Annotated in this window: 11 protein-coding genes, 1 pseudogene and 2 other annotated features; of the genes and pseudogenes, 2 read left to right on the top strand and 10 right to left on the bottom strand. The window is 34.9% G+C overall.

Annotation, left to right across the window (positions count from 1 at the left end):
- Positions 1-101 precede the first annotated feature (101 nt).
- Complete coding sequence (locus tag I6L50_RS17160) at positions 102-581, top strand: hypothetical protein (RefSeq protein ID WP_219302148.1); 480 nt, start codon at positions 102-104, stop codon at positions 579-581.
- A gap of 105 nt (positions 582-686) precedes the next feature.
- Here the strand turns inward: I6L50_RS17160 and I6L50_RS17155 are convergent, their stop codons facing one another.
- Positions 687-2,198: a M36 family metallopeptidase gene (locus I6L50_RS17155; protein WP_113937761.1), complete on the bottom strand. Its 1,512-nt coding sequence runs from the start codon at positions 2,196-2,198 to the stop codon at positions 687-689.
- A gap of 213 nt (positions 2,199-2,411) precedes the next feature.
- On the opposite strand from I6L50_RS17155, the pseudogene I6L50_RS17150 reads away from it, so the two are divergent.
- Positions 2,412-2,501 (top strand): annotated as a pseudogene (locus I6L50_RS17150) (DUF418 domain-containing protein); the annotation flags it as partial.
- 54 nt (positions 2,502-2,555) lie between these two features.
- On the opposite strand, the gene ileS reads toward I6L50_RS17150, so the two are convergent.
- From ileS to I6L50_RS17110, 9 genes are all read right to left on the bottom strand, one after another.
- Positions 2,556-5,657: an isoleucine--tRNA ligase gene (gene ileS, locus I6L50_RS17145; RefSeq protein ID WP_219302147.1), complete on the bottom strand. Its 3,102-nt coding sequence runs from the start codon at positions 5,655-5,657 to the stop codon at positions 2,556-2,558.
- A gap of 55 nt (positions 5,658-5,712) precedes the next feature.
- Positions 5,713-5,951: a binding site (T-box leader), on the bottom strand.
- Between the two features lie 98 nt (positions 5,952-6,049).
- On the bottom strand, positions 6,050-10,252 hold the full coding sequence (locus I6L50_RS17140; RefSeq protein ID WP_219302146.1) for a bacteriocin-processing peptidase family protein: 4,203 nt from the start codon (positions 10,250-10,252) through the stop codon (positions 6,050-6,052).
- Between the two features lie 367 nt (positions 10,253-10,619).
- Positions 10,620-11,414, bottom strand: coding sequence for an endonuclease/exonuclease/phosphatase family protein (locus tag I6L50_RS17135; RefSeq protein WP_219302145.1), 795 nt, complete (start codon positions 11,412-11,414; stop codon positions 10,620-10,622).
- Positions 11,408-12,292, bottom strand: a complete 885-nt coding sequence (locus I6L50_RS17130) for a methyltransferase domain-containing protein (RefSeq protein WP_219303715.1) — start codon at positions 12,290-12,292, stop codon at positions 11,408-11,410. Before I6L50_RS17130 ends, I6L50_RS17135 begins: the two co-directional genes overlap by 7 nt.
- A gap of 115 nt (positions 12,293-12,407) precedes the next feature.
- Entirely contained in the window at positions 12,408-12,620 is a 213-nt protein-coding gene (locus tag I6L50_RS34890) for a hypothetical protein (RefSeq protein ID WP_033709025.1), read from the bottom strand.
- 17 nt (positions 12,621-12,637) lie between these two features.
- Entirely contained in the window at positions 12,638-12,979 is a 342-nt protein-coding gene (locus I6L50_RS17125; protein ID WP_002141578.1) for a DUF2085 domain-containing protein, read from the bottom strand.
- Positions 12,980-13,224: 245 nt separating this feature from the next.
- Positions 13,225-14,913, bottom strand: a complete 1,689-nt coding sequence (argS, locus tag I6L50_RS17120) for an arginine--tRNA ligase (RefSeq protein WP_219302144.1) — start codon at positions 14,911-14,913, stop codon at positions 13,225-13,227.
- A 45-nt stretch (positions 14,914-14,958) separates the two neighbouring features.
- Positions 14,959-15,173: a binding site (T-box leader), on the bottom strand.
- Between the two features lie 40 nt (positions 15,174-15,213).
- Positions 15,214-15,990, bottom strand: coding sequence for a class I SAM-dependent methyltransferase (locus I6L50_RS17115; RefSeq protein WP_219302143.1), 777 nt, complete (start codon positions 15,988-15,990; stop codon positions 15,214-15,216).
- Positions 15,991-16,039: 49 nt separating this feature from the next.
- Complete coding sequence (locus I6L50_RS17110; protein WP_219302142.1) at positions 16,040-16,474, bottom strand: BrxA/BrxB family bacilliredoxin; 435 nt, start codon at positions 16,472-16,474, stop codon at positions 16,040-16,042.
- Between the last annotated feature and the right edge of the window lie 80 nt (positions 16,475-16,554).

The raw sequence follows: 16,554 nt of genomic DNA, 5'->3' as shown, positions 1-16,554 counted from the left end.
ATCCTTATCAAATTCTTTCAATTGAACTTTTTTCCATTTTATTACATAAAACACGAGTTTCCCACGCATATTATTATTAAAGTTTTATCGGAGGTGTACATATGAAAAAAACAATTAGTTTCTTTCTCCTACTATTATGCTTAGTTGTAGTTAATGAAGCATATGCCTATTCACCAAAATCTTTACCAATCTCTCAAAATTCTGATCAATGGCAAGTAAATATTGATGAAGTAAAAAGAACGAGTGAAAAATTGTTACAACCCAAAAAAGGTGTATTTCAAACATATCATTTCTCTGTAAAAAATCTTGGAAAAAGTGAAGTGTATAATGTACAAGTTGAAGTTTTTCGGAATGAACCAAATACGAAAACAAAATATGAACTCTTTTCCCTAAAAGAAAGTCGTCTAGCGGGCGGAAAAACTGGATTTGAACACGCTAATTTTCCAGTTTCTACAAAATCGGATAAGGTTGACGTGATCATTACGTGGCAAGAACATCCTTTCCGCTCTATGAGAAACGGTCAAAAAGTTGAATCTAAAAAATTTAAAGAGCATTTTGTTTTTAAAGAAGCAGTAAAGTGAACTTATCGGTATATGTACATTATTACCGCTACCAATAAATTTTCTAGTACCAGTTCTTAAGCAAATTAAAAACGTCGTGGCTTATAAATGCCACGACGTTTTTAATTAATTCGTACTAATTCCTCTCGCTGCCCAAATACGATCGATTTCAGCAGCATGTTGCCCGCCGTATAAAAGAGCATCTGCTTGCTTAATCGCTTTCGCTCCATCACGGAATTTCGCATTTGGCGTTAATGACCAATGTGATTGTAAAATAATTTTTGTTGCTACATCACGTCCAAAAGATTGCGCCATTTCGTATTGACCTTGAGCCCAAATTTCCCCATCATTATGCACTTCATTCGTTATATCTTTCGGGTATACTTTATTCGTATCTAATCGGCGTAAGCACGTCGGATCTGAACTAGAATAAGCAGTCGCATCCCATTCTCCAATACATGCTTTCCCGTATCCTGTTGTCGATACTGCATCTTCATAAGTAGCACCTAAGAAGTCTCCAAATCCTTCTCCCATCGCTCCACCTTCTGGTGAACTTCCGAATCCTGGCACTTGATTATCTTGAATAGAATGACCATATTCATGCGCAATAATGCCAGCATCTTCTGCATCATCTACTCCGCCAGTACCGAAAGTTAAAGCTTTCGTTGATGGAGAATAGAATGAATTATCGTCAGTTGTACCATTTACATTCACTTTAATCGAACGTTTATTAATATTTTGAAAACCTAATCCTTGAATGTAACGCTGTAATGTATCAATATGATAATATGACATAACATCTTCAAAACTATCATTTGCACGTGTATAGTTAAATTGTAAGTTTGTAGATTTCGTCTTCGCTTTTGAAGAAATCGTAACATACTCACCAATTAAAAATCCTGTACCATCTAAACCTTTTAACGTAACAGTTTTCAATTGATTCGTTAATGCTGTTGAATCTGCATCATTATTATCTTTTAACCCTGCTAAACTTCCACTAGATACGACAGGGTTAGGTAAAAATACTTTTCCTGTTCCTTCTGCTTTTCGGTTTATATCAACTTTTTTAATTAACTTTCCATTTTCCGCATCAATGAATGTTTCCCATGCACCGAATGGATTATTAGAATGGACTACCACTTTATATACAGGAATAGCGACTCCCTCTTCAACAATATATCCGAATTCTTTTTCTGTAGGAGCCCATAAGTTTTGCTCACTTTCTCCTCCAACATACGCCATCGATTTTTGTTCTGCATCTTTTTCACTAATTTTTTTCGTAACTTCCTTCACACCTGTAACAGGCTGATAATCTGAAATCGCAAGTAATCCTTTTCCCTCTCCGTTAAGAGTAACTGTAATTTGTTTTGAAAATACAGGCGCACCATTGACCACTTGTTGGAATCTAACATATGAAGCTACTGATGTTTCTGTTGTAGAAATATATTGCAAGTCTGAAAGGTCTGCCTTCAATCCATATTCCGTAGCATGTCCCTTTAAATATTCAATTGCTTTTTTCTGTGGTGAATAAGCTTCTAACTTTACTTGCTGTTGTTTTTCCAGTGCTGAAACAGTAGAAATTGTCCCCATTACTAATGGCACAGTCATTGCCATTGCCACCATTTTTTTGTTTAACATAGAACCACTCCCCCTAATAAATTGAAAACTTTACCCCATTCCTATAAGGCTATTCCTGTCCACAAGTAACGAAATAAAGTGAATCTACGAGTAATTCTATACAAACAATTCTATTACCTTTACATTTTGGGTAAGTGAAATTTTCTCAATATTTATGTGTGAAACGAGAAAAATACTGTAGAAATATATTACTCTTTATTTTCATCGTGATAATTCATTTTCAGTGTTTTATTTAGCGTGTTTTGGAGAAAGAAATTTTCTAGAGCTCCTATCGAATGGATTATGAGAAAATTAGCCGGATAATTTCTCTTCATACAAAAAGGAAGTTGGAATGAACGATTCCAACTTCCTTCTCATTTAATTTGCTGGGCTCAGTTTGACGCGAACTTTTGTCTCACCTAAAGAAAGTTCATCGTCCTCATTCGTTAAGTGACCAAACGCAAATTGCTTGACGAGTAAGTTTTCTTCTAATAAATCTTTATGATTCGTTAACGTTTGCTGTAGTTCTTCTTCTGTATCAAGAATTACATCCACTCGTAAATTAACTGGTAAATTCAACTGCTTACGATATTCTTGAACTGCACGAATAAATTCACGTGCTACTCCTTCTTGTAACAATTCTTCCGTTACATTCGTATCTAACATTACCGTATATTGACCGTTAGTCGTATTTGAAAATCCTGATTTCGCAACTTTCTCTACTAATACATCTTCAGCTGTTACAACTACTTCTTCTCCTGGTGCTACTTCGTAAACTGCTCTTTCTGTAGATACAAAGTGTTGTACTTCTTCTTTTGATAATTGTTTTAACCAACCATTTACTGCATTCACACTTTTACCAAACTTCGGCCCAGCTGTTTTAAAATTCAGCTTTAATTGATAGGACGTGTATTTCGTTTCATCGAGTTCAACATGGAACGCTTTTACATTTAGCTCATCCATGATGATATCACGATAAGATTCCCAATCCATATCATTTTCATTATGCGCTAGTAATACAAGTTCTGCTAACGGCTGTTTTACTTTTAATGAATGTTGATTACGATTACTTCTTCCAAGTTCAACAACTTGTAAAACAGCATCCATTTCTGCTTCTAACTCAGGCTGGATAAGTGATTCGTTTACAACCGGATAATCTGCTAAATGAACGCTTCTTCCTTCTAAATTCAGATGAATATCCTCAGCTACAAACGGTGTAAATGGTGCAATTAATTTACTAATTGTCACAAGTACTTCATGAAGTGTCTCATACGCAGCTGCTTTTTCAGCATTCATACCAGACTCCCAGAAACGATTACGTGATCGTCTTACGTACCAGTTACTCACTTCATCTACAAGCGCCGCGATTTCACGAGCTGCATTCGTAAATTGATAATCATCAAGTGCTGTTCTCACCTTTTTCGTTGTGCTATGCAATCTTGATAATACCCATTCATCCAATTTCGTTCGCTTTACATCATAGGTTTCATTCGGATTATACTCATCTAAATTTGCATATAAAACGTAGAAGCTATATACGTTGACTAACGTATCTACAAATTTAGATTTTGCTTCCAGTACTGTTCTTTCAGAAAAACGCTTCGCATTCCACGGAGCACTGTCAACAAGTAGAGCCCATCTTAAAGCATCTGCACCAAACTGATTTACTAAATCAACTGGATCTAGTGCATTTCCTTTACTTTTAGACATTTTCTGTCCTTCCTCGTCTAGAACATGCCCTAGTGATAACACTCGTTTATAAGGTACTTTTCCTGTATATAGTGCTGATACTGCTAATAAACTATAAAACCATCCGCGTGTTTGATCAATGCCTTCTGCAATAACATCTGCTGGAAACTGTTCTTCAAATAACTCTTTATTTTCAAATGGATAATGATATTGTGCAAACGGCATGGAACCACTATCAAACCAAACATCGATTACTTCTGGTGTACGATTCATTGTACTTCCGCATTTTTCGCAGCAAACTTGCACTTCATCTACATACGGCTTATGCAATTCTAAATCTTCAGGTGTTTCTTTCGTACTATGCTTTCTTAATTCGGCAATGCTTTTCGGTGCGAATTGATGATCGCAGCTTTCACATTCCCATACGTTTAACGGTGTTCCCCAATATCTATTCCGGCTAATATTCCAGTCCACCATGTTTTCTAAAAACTTACCAAACCGTCCATGCTTCATATGGTCTGGATACCACTTAACAGAATCATTATTTCGTAAAAATATTTCTTTAATCTCAGTTGTTCGGATTAACCAGCTTTCTCCTGCATAATAAAGTAATGGTGAATCACAGCGCCAGCAATGCGGATAGCTATGTTCATATTTTTCTTTATGATATAGCAAACCTTCTTTAGCTAAATAACGAACGATATCAACGTCACATTCTTTTACAAACTTACCTTTAAGAAATGGTACTGCATCCGCATACTCACCTTTCTCATCTACAACATGTAAGAACGACAATCCTTCACTTTGAACGACTCTATAATCGTCCTCCCCATATGCTGGAGCGATATGAACGAGTCCTGTACCACTATCTGCAGTTACAAAATCTGCTGCAATTACGTGGTACCCATTTGTAACTTCCTTCATCGGAAACGGTGCTGTATAAGATGTGTTTACTAATTCTTCGCCTTTATGAACGGATAATACTTCATAGTTTTCTTTTAGTACTTCTTGTACACGCTCTTTCGCAACAATGTATACATACCCTTCTTGTTTCGCTTTAACGTATTCCATATTTGGATGTACAGCAAGTGCAACATTCGCTGGAAGTGTCCACGGCGTTGTCGTCCATCCAAGGAAATATTCATTTTCACTATTTTTCACTTTAAACTTAACTGTCGCGCTTAAATCTTTCACTGTTTTATATCCTTGTGCAACTTCATGTGAACTAAGAGATGTTTGACAGCTTGGGCAGTACGGCGAAACTCTATGCCCTTTATATAACAAGCCTTTTTCATGAATCGTCCCTAAAATATTCCATACACTTTCGATATATGGATTCTCTAGAGTAACATACGGATCATCCATATCTACCCAATATCCAATGCTCTCCGTAAATTCACGCCACTGCTTCTCATACGTGAATACACTCTCTTTACACTTTTGAATAAATGGCTCAATGCCGTACTCTTCAATCTCATGCTTACCTGAAATACCAAGTTGTTTTTCGACGCCTAATTCTACAGGTAATCCATGTGTATCCCAGCCAGCTTTTCTTAACACTTTATATCCAGCCATCGTTTTATATCTTGCTACTAAATCTTTAATCGCCCGCCCAAGTGCATGGCCGACGTGTGGTAATCCGTTCGCTGTCGGTGGCCCTTCATAAAACACAAAAGATTGTGCACCTTCTCGATTCTGAATTGATTGCTCGAAAATACTTTGTTCATTCCACTGCTTACGAATACGTTTTTCTCTCTCTACAGCTGACTCTTTTACATCTACTTTTTTCATGTACAATCACTCCTTTGAATGTTCTAAAAAGCACACAAAAAACCCGTCCCTATGAAGTAGGGACGGGTTTACCCGCGTTACCACCCTAATTCTATTAGCTTTTCACTAATAGCACTTAGCAACGTACTAACATACGCGTTCTTTGTAACGGTAGACATCCGTCCGAGCTTACTTTATTCAGCCACGGCTCCTCGGAGATGATTTTCAAATAACGTCTGCACACCGGCTTTCAGCAATACACCGGCTCTCTGGAGAACAGCTCACTATTTTACTCTTTCTCGTCTTCAGATTTGTATACTTTATTAAAAGTTATTTTATGCCATTAAACAATTAATTGTCAACTAATTCGAAATATATTTTTATTTATACCCTTTTTCTCTATTCTTATACAATTACTTTTCAAATTCTCGCAATCCTGCTAAATCTTCATCTTCCTCTGCAAGTTCAGCGGAAAATCCTGTTTCATCTTCACGAAGCACAATTTCAAGTTCATCTCTTGCCTCTTCATTTCTGTTTAATAATGTTAAATAACAAGCATGATCGTATCTTGCTAGCAAGTCAGTAGCATCAATTGCTAATATTTCACTTGTTATTTTTTCTGCCTTTGTCGTTTGCCCAGCTCTATGATACGAAGATGCTAAAGCAAGAAGAATTGCTGTTTCATTTGGATGATGTACAGAAGCGTCTTCTAATAACTGAATCGAGTCCTCAATTCTCTCTTGACTTTGATATATTTCTGCTAAAGAAAGGAATCCTCTACTTACAAATGGTGTTTTCTCAATTAATTGCAAGTAAATTTTTTCGGCTTTTCTTTCTTCGCCTAGCTTACATAATACATTCGCTTGTAAAAGAAGTGTATCATAATCATCCGGTAGCTCGCGAACCATTTGTTTCGTTAATTCAAAAGCATCTCGTAACATATCTTCTTCTTCACACTCAATGAAAAGATTTACAAGTTGCTTCGCTACATCATAATCCCACTTATTTTCTAACGATGTTTGTAAAACCTCTATAGCTTCTTTATTCATCGCCGCATTCTCATAAAATATTGCGAAACGCTGCGCTGCCATACTATTTTTCGGATTTAAATTTAAGGAGATTTCAAATAAATCGATAATAACTGTAATCATTGAAATTTCCTTCGCACGATTTTTCATGCGATAAAATGCTCTTGTAAATATAGATTTTTTCGGTTGCTCATTTTGCTGTCTTTCTACTAATCTTTCGGCAACCGCAGTAGCTGCATACATAAACGCTGTACTTCTTTCTGCTTTTTTCACCTTTAACGTATGAAGTACGTCTCGTATTTGGGATAATTTTTTATGTTGCTCCATTGCTTTTACGTACACACCAAAAATACGTTCACTTTCCAAATCTTTATGCATTACTTTCAGCGCAACTTCGATTGCTTCTACACTCTGCTTTTTAACTAGCAATTTCGCATAATGATATAGTACTTCCACATGCGCTTCATCTATTTTCATTGCGCATTCGATATATTCTTTTTCTTTATTTACCTCATTCATCGCACCATATACATATGCAATTGCATCTAAACGCCATATTTCGGGTACCTCTTCTGCTAATTGTTCTAGTTCAACTAGCAATTCTTCATGAAGATTCAAATCTACTGAAAGCTGTGCCAAATATTCCATATTAATATGCAAGGGCTCTTCTTTCATTGCCTGGACCATATGACTTTGTTCTTTAGAACTATTTTCTTCTTTTTCATATATTTCTGCTAGTTGCACATGTACACCTGTGAAATTCTTATCCATTTCTAAACATGTTTCATACGCATGCTTCGCTTCTTGAAATTGCCCTAACGCCATGAATGTTTCACCGATTCGAAAATACGGCAATGAATCCTGTTTTTTCTTAAGTGCATCATTATACCGTTTTATCGCCTGATCATACTGTCCAATAGATTCATATAAAATACCAGCGTAACAACCGTATTCAATTACTTCCGTTTTCTCTTTTTCTAACGTTCTTAAAAACGCTATGCCTCGTTGCACAAAAGCTGTGTCTTTTATTCGATTTACATACTCATCCAACACGCTCGCTATATTAGCGTATACGCTTCGTATACCGTTCTCTAATTTAGAAAGTGCAAGTTTTAACTCTTTTTCATCCTCGCCTAATGCCATTTCAGCATCCCATAGCACCATACCAGCATTCATAAGGAAATCTTGATTGTCTTCAAATTGCTTATTAATACTGACAATATAGTTTTTTGCATCCTTATATTGTTCCTTTGCCATATAAACTTGAATTAAACCGAAATGAGAATATACATCTTCATTATTTTCTTCTAAAGAACGCTTATATATAGTTTCCGCTTCTTCAAGTTCATCATTTTGAAAATAAAAATCTCCTAAACGAACATATAAAGACGCCTGATCTTCACAATTTTGAATTCCTTGTAATAGAATTTCCTTCGTATTTTTCTCATCATCCAAATCCGATTCATAGATTTCCGAAAGCTTCGTATATAAATAGGCTGCTGTTTTATCTAATTGAATCGCCACTTTAAGTCCTTTTACCGCCAAATAGACTTTCCCTAAATACTGAGCACATCTTGCACGTTCATACCATATGTGCGCTTCATATTTATATTCTTTTAATAAATCATTAAAGAATCCATATGCTTCTTCATATCGTTCTAAATCTATTAAAATTAAACCGTGATTTACAAGTGTAAACCTTTCTGGACTACGTTCTATAGCTGTTAGAGAATACTCTAGCCCCTTTTCGGATTGATCCATATACATGTATGATAATGCTAAGAAACTCCACGCAACTGGTTGATCTGCATCCAATTGTAATGATGAACGAAAACTAGCAATCGATTCTGCATAATTATCTTGCTCAAAAAAGAAACGTCCATTTATAAAATGATACAACGCTTGATTGCTTTTCTTCTCCACACCTTGAAGCATCTGTCCTGCTTTTTCCATATCCTGCAGACGAATAAAACACTGTGCACTATGCAATTTCACAAAGTCAGAGCTCGGAAACTTTTTCATTAATTTTTCTATACAAAACTGAATAAAATCTTTATCTACTTCAGCATCTAAATGTTTAATCGTATATAACCAAGTGTTTGGATTTTCACTTGTTTCTTTTAAAAATAGTACTAACTTTTCAATTCCCTCTTTATCTTGCTCACCTAAATGATCTGTAAGAGAAAAGATTGTTTTATAATAAGTGTGTTCTTCCACATTTAAAAATGAAAGTTGTTCTATTCTATCTTTCGGTATAAACGTAATAGCTAAACAATCTGTATAACGATATTTTTCTTGCAACTTATCATATTCCACAAGAATCGGTTCCAAGAAATTCGGATCTTGAATATAAAAAGCTTGCAGTACATCGTCATAACCAGAAAGCACTTGTACATGGGAAGCGTGCTCAATATCTATACTTAATAAAACGGGAATACCTTGATTGAGTAATCTCTTATAATTTTCCTCATTCCCTTGAAAATAACGATATTCGTAACCTTGCTCTTCTATATATGTAACTGTATCTGAAAACTTAGAACCTGTTACATCAAAAATATGTTGTGCAATTTCATCTTGCGTACGTTTTTCTCCCCATACCCCTAACATCATTTCCAAACTTGTCGGAACGCAATAGTTATCCTTTTGTACAACCGGAACTATCGGTAAACGAACCTTTTTTCCATCAGGATTTTTTTCTATATGATGATATAGAGAATTTTTCAAACTCTTTTCACTTTTCAATAGCGCTTGCAAATCGTGAATATTATTCATTTTATAAAATGCTTCTGCACGTAAATGTATAAAATAAGTTGTATATGCATGATGCGGAAGCATATGATTAATTTTATCTATTACCGCTAACATTTCTTCATAGCGCTCTAAATCTAATAAATATTTTACTTTTTCAAAATAGAAATATGGTACTTGAGGAAACTTTGCAATCGCATCATTAATGAGTTGTAACGCTCGCTGCTGTTCACCTTTATATGCATATAATTGCGCCAATAAGTACGTAGCTAACTCTTCACAATCTTTATGCTGCTGACCGGATAAAAGTTGTTCCTCTGCCTTCTCCCACTCACCAGTCTGTATATATAAGTAGCCCCATTTATCAAAAACTGCACGTGTACTATACTTTTCCGCCTTTTGCATATAGGCATAGGCCTCTTCATTTCGCTTCATATCTAACAAACATCTAACTAACGTAAAATATGCTTTCGTTAAAACATCCGCATCAGTTTCCTCTTCATTTACCTTTTCCAAAGAATCTTTTAACAATTGTTCAGCATCAAGAATTTTACGTTCATCAATTAATTCATCACAATATAAAGAGAGCGTTCTCATATTTGGGAACTTTTTATATGTATAACGAATTAAAAAGGAGCTATATTGATGCATCAAACCTTCATCAGCGAGACGAATTAATGTATCAAACTCCTTAGCTGACGAGACGTTAGAAAGCCATTTCTTCACGTATGATAACTTATTCGTTTCTTTTATATGCGCAATTTCATTATTTATCTCATGTAATCCATCTACGAATCTCTTTTCTTTCAAACAAATCTCTAATTGCTTAAAATCTAGCATGCATTCACCTCAAATTATTATTTATACTGCCATTTGCAAGCAGTATTCTAACCTACTTGCTTAGATTTTACACATCATATAGTATGCATTCAACTAAAACCTCATATAATGAACGATATTATTTAATATTATTCAAGTTTATAACTAAATATCTTAAAAACGATACTTTTTCTCGTTATTTTGTTTAATTTGATGAAATAATATGTATTATTCAAAGATGAGTTTTATCTTCTTTTTTGAGGCTTCATTCAGTGGATGAAATTATATTAACGATTTCCTGAATATATATTGTAACTTACAATAGATCAACGATTTGATAAGATATATCGATTTACCGAAAAAAATGACAATCATCCTATCTTTTATTTCACTTATCAAATTTTAAATCCATAAAAACACCGTAATGATCACTTGGAAATACGTGTGATGAAGTTAATGCTAAATCTCCAAATACAGATACATTTTCTATATTTAGAGATTCAAACGAATCCTTCTCTTGTATCAAAATCCAATCATATCGTTCTTCTTGCTTTTCATCCCCTATTAAATTTGTATTCTTTCCATAATCTAAAGTTGGCTGAGCAAGAATGTTATCTTGATTTTCTTTAAGCTGAGCCACGTCTATCCATTGATTACTTATTAAGTATTGATGCACCCCTGAATGTGGTTCATCATTAAAATCACCACATAATAATTCGTAGCCACTAACTCTGTTTTTAATCCAATTATTCACCGTATCCAATTGCTCTTGTCTTACCTTACTAGATTTCCAATTTAAATGAACATTCGTTATCCCGATCTTATACTCTTTATATTTTAACATGATTCGAATGGCACAATAATTCGATTCCTCTATATCTGTTTCCCAAATAGCTTCTTCAGCTAAGATAGGAACTTTACTTAAAAAAGCTAGCCCTTCATCTGGAGCATCTGGATACTCTTTAAATACACAAACCGGATATCCAGTTTGATCTGCTATATACTGCGCAACATTTTTCTTGGGTCCATAAGTAACACAACTTCTAACTTCCTGTAGAGCAAGAATATGCGGGGAAATATTGCGAACCTCCTCACAAATGGCTTCTAATCTCTCAAACCAAAAACTCTCGTGATTCCATATATTGAAAGTAGCAATTCGAATTACATCACTACAATTTAACATTTTATTTCACCAAATGTAATTTTCATATTCGGAGCATATACTAAAAATGCATGTATATGAAACACTTCAAAAAATCGTAGTTCTGCTTCATATTGAGCAAGCGCTTCAGCAAATGTTAATCCCCGACTCATTAAACGTTCTATAAATTGCTGTTTATCACCCGGATTGCCTGCAATCCCCTCTTCTTTTAGAGAATTATATAATCCTTGCTTATCATTTTGATTTAAATTAGAGTCTAAAAAATTCACTTTATCACTTACTCTACATTCAATATTTTTAACACCTAATTCACTTAAATACATAGGTATTTTCATACCGATATTTCCATCTTTACCGTTTCTCTGTGTGTCCCTTTCAAATAATTTCTGCAAAATACCTATCTGGATAATTTCCGATTGATTCTCTCCATCTAATACGTATGAAGACATATTTGACATCCAATGTGGTTCAAAACAGATTATTTTACCACCTTGTTTAATTGAATGTATCATCTTCTCTAGCATCGTTTTTGGGGAACTCATATGTAATAAGAAAGCATGACTGACAGCTATATCATATTTATTTTCCAATTCAATTTCTGTAGCATCTCCTTCAATAAATTCTGATTCATATGGAAGCGAATGAAACAACTCTCTCGCTTCAGCTATTAATGCTTCCCCGCTATCAATGCCTGTATACTTTGATCCCTTTGGAAGCAATGGCAACAAAACTAAGCCTAAATAACCATACCCACAACCGTAATCAACAATATGTACCGGTTCAGAAATCTTCCAAACTGTATTTACTAAAAAACTTAAATAATCGTCATTGTAATATAAATCTCTCGTATTTCTTAAATACGCTAGCTTATTATTCCAATCATACTCTTTCAGGTCCAGCACCTCCTTTTATATACAAAACTAAAGTTCTCCATTTAATAGTCACATTCCTACACTTCTAATAAAAAAAGCTAGTATACCTTAAATGATACACTAACTTTTCCACTCACATAATTTAACAATTACAATCAGTATAATCGGTACAAGCTAATGTACTGCAATCACAGTTTCTATGTTCGTCATTTCTTTTTAGGTGAAAATAGAGTAACACAATAAATATTGTACAAATAACAAAAGCAATTATTGCTTCTATATTTCTTTCATAAATGAGAAAACTAATCCCGCTTCCTCCTGAAATAAGAATTAAAACTAAGTAGATCCAAAACATGTAAAGTTCTCCTTCCGTTAATATATGCTTTTAGATGTTATCCATATAATGCTAGAGGCAATAAATAGCCCCATACCATTACCGCTTAATAAACCAGTCGTTACTCTTAGTAAATTTGTGCTGCTTCTCCATTTCCATTTTTGGGTGAATCCATCAATAAGTAACGGAATTTGAGCGGAAAATGATAGTATTATTGCAGGCAGAAACGAAGGTGTCATATAAAAATAAATTGGAAACATTAAAATACCGATAAACATGCCTGTACAACGCGCACATAAAGGTATGTACTTTTGTAGTTTAAGAAAACTTCTTTCCGGTAGTCTATGACAAGGAATATGTAAAATGAAAGCTCGAATCAATACGGACCATCCTCTCTACAAATATTTTAATTGATTTCGCAACATAATTATAGAGTTCTTACACTTCGCAGCGTATAACTCTTTATAGATAAGAGTTTATTTAAGAAAATACAAAAAGACAAGACAGGCTAACAATCGCCTGTTTTGTCTTTTTGTTACTCTATATTACGCTTTAATTTGATTTGTAGTTTATTAGTAAAGTAATGTGAATATTTCTCTCGGCGCATAAGCACAAAATTTTCATTTTACATCTCCTCAGGTGCCTCCACCCCAAGTAAACGTAATCCCTCTTTTAATACAACCGTCACAGCGTAAGCTAATGCGAGTCTACTCTCTTTCTCTTCGTTCTCTTCTAATATACGAACATTTCCATAATATTTATTGAACGCTTGTGCTACATCTAATACGTATTTTGAAATAATAGATGGCTCATTTTTGTTGAAGGCCGCCTCAATTACTTGCGGGAATTTATTAAGTAATTTTACGACACTCCAGCTATAATCATCTTTTAATGCAAACGTACAAGTTTCAAATTCTACACTTTCTTTTCTTAAAATTGAACAAGCACGCGCATGTGTGTACTGTACATATGGTCCTGTTTCCCCTTCAAATTTCAACATATTTTCTAATGAGAATTCGATATTATGCATACGCTCATTTTTTAAATCGTGGAAGATAACTGCTCCAACACCGACTTGTTTTGCCACTTCTTCTTTTTGTTTTAAATTCGGATTTTTCTCTTCAATATTTCGTTCCGCAAGCGCAACAGCTTCTTCTAACACTTCTTCTAATAAAATAATTCTGCCCTTACGTGTCGACATTTTCTTACCATCTTTTAATATGAACCCGAACGGTACATGTTCCATACCATCAACCCAAGTATAGCCTAGCTTTTTTAATACAGTGAAAAATTGATTGAAATGTAAGCTTTGTTCTGGGCCAACTACATATAGCGCTTTATCAAATTCGTATGTGTTTTGACGATACAATGCCGCTGTTAAATCACGCGTTGCGTAAATGGTAGCACCATCTGATTTTCTAATTAAGCAAGGCGGCATACCTTCTTTTTCTAAATTAACGACTAATGCGCCTTCTGATTCTTCAAGTAAATCGTGCTCTTCTAAAATCCCAATAAAGTCTTCCATTTTATCGTTATAGAAAGCTTCTCCTTGAAAGTTTGTAAATTCCACACCGAGAAGTTCATAAATACGAGAAAATTCTTTTAAAGACTCATGACGGAACCAATTCCAAAGTTCGACTGCTTCTTCATTTCCTTCTTCCAGTTTTTTAAACCATGAGCGTCCTTCTTCTTCTAGTTCTTTGTTCTCTTTTGCTTCTTCATGAAACTGAACATATAACTTAAATAACTCACGAATTGGATCCTCTTTAACTAATGCTTCATTTCCCCATTTTTTATATGCAGTAATTAACTTCCCAAACTGCGTGCCCCAATCGCCAATATAATTGATTCCGACAACTTCATAGCCACATTTTTCGGCGATATATTTCAGCGAATTACCAATCATTGTAGAACGTAAATGCCCCATTGAAAAAGGTTTCGCGATATTAGGAGAGGAATAATCGATAACTACCGTTTTTTCACATCCAAAGTGATTTTGACCGTACTCTTCTTTCTCCGCTAAAATTATTTTTAATACTTCATCACTTACTGTTTCACGATTAAAAAATACATTTACATAAGGACCAACAGCCTCTACTTTCGTAAAGAACGGATCATTTAATTTCTCCGCCAATTCCTTCGCTATAATAGCTGGTGATTTTTTATATTGCTTCGCTAGTGAAAAGCATGGGAACGCTGCATCTCCGAATTCATCTTGTTTTGGTGTTTCGATTAAATCTAAAATTTGATTTTGCGTTAATTCATTCGTAAAAATATTCGATAAACTTTTCGCAAACTGCGTTTTATAATTCATACTATAACCTCCTTATTTTTTAAAACACAAAAAACTCGTCTCTAAAAAAGAGACGAGTTTTAACCCGTGGTACCACCCTTGTTGTTCATTTCGAACCACTTTCCCGTTTATAACGAGGACAGGGGGCCTCGGCTTACTCTACTATTCATTCAAGAAGCATCTCCGAAGTGCGTTTCATCTTTTTCTTCCGCGCTAGGCTCACACCATCCCCAGCTCGCTTTCCTTCTGAAAAAGACTACTCTCTTCATCACAGATAGTATATTTAATTAATTATTGCTTATTATACATCTTTTCAAACAATTAGCAAGGGTCAATTACACCAAAGTGAAACTTAGCACTTTTTCTTTTGTATACGTGAAAATTATGTTTTTCAAATCTAGAACTACGAAAATGATCTTTCAGAACGACACGCTTTCTCGCCACACGCTTCGCTTCCGCAATTGTTTCGTCAGTAATATCATGATACAAAGCGAAGTGTTTTAATCCTTTTATTCCATCTGATTCTATGACCGTTTCTTCAAACATCGGATCAAGGTAAACGACATCATAACTATTATCTTCACATTGTGTTAAAAATGCGTAATGCTCCGTTTGCTTCACATCGATTCGTTGCATTGCCTCATCAATTTCAGAAACAGATGAAGACCATGTTTTCAAACCATTTTCCATAATATAAGCCATATACTCATTGCCTTCAAGTCCCGTTACTTTTCCGCTTTCACCAACAATATAACTAGCTACAATACTATCTGATGCCATACCGAGCGTACAATCTAATACTGTCATTCCGCTCTCTAATTGCGTGGCTTGTACAAACGGATCGTGTTCTCCGCGCATTAATCTTTTCACACGAAACATCGCTGAGTTTGGATGAAAGAAAAACGACTCTTCCGTTCCTCTCGGATAAATAGCTAATCGATTTTTTCCTACAACAAGTACATCTTGTTCATATTGCTCATGTAGTTTATGTACTGGTATGTCATTACGTTTAACGAAAGAACGATTTAATTCTGCTGCTACCTTGCTTGCATAATCTGTCATTTCTTTGTTCGTTCTTCCTGCTGTTGTTACTATCATTTTTTCACCTCTATATAAAGAAAAGAGGGAGATTTACTCTCCCCCTTCTTTAGCAATTCTTTTCAAAAGCTTGTTCTAAGTTTGTAATAATTTCGTCCATTGTTGCGCCTTCAATTTCATGACGGTGAATGAAGTGAACAACTTCTTTTCCTTTTAGTAATGCCATAGATGGTGAAGATGGAGGAATTTCTCCGAAGTATTCACGCATTTTCACAGTAGCATCTTTATCTTGACCTGCAAATACAGTTACAAGATGATCAGGTTGTTTTTCAGCACGTACAACCGCTTGACCTGCTGATGGGCGTGCTAAACCAGCTGCACAACCACAAACAGAGTTTACAACTACTAAAGTTGTACCTGATGCATTCTCCATAAATTTTGTTACAGCTTCTTCTGTAGTTAACTCTTCAAATCCAGAACGCACTAACTCTTGGCGCATTGGAATTACCATTTGACGCATGTATTCTTCATATGCATTTGACATCTTGTATCTCTCCTTCAACTTTCATTCCAAATTTATCATATCACGCTCTATTAATAGGTGCAAAAGAAAGATAACGATGA

This window comes from Bacillus sp. FDAARGOS_1420, from assembly GCF_019344915.1.
Taxonomy (GTDB): Bacteria; Bacillota; Bacilli; order Bacillales; family Bacillaceae_G; genus Bacillus_A; species Bacillus_A mycoides.
This window is presented reverse-complemented; position numbering and strand designations above follow the sequence as displayed.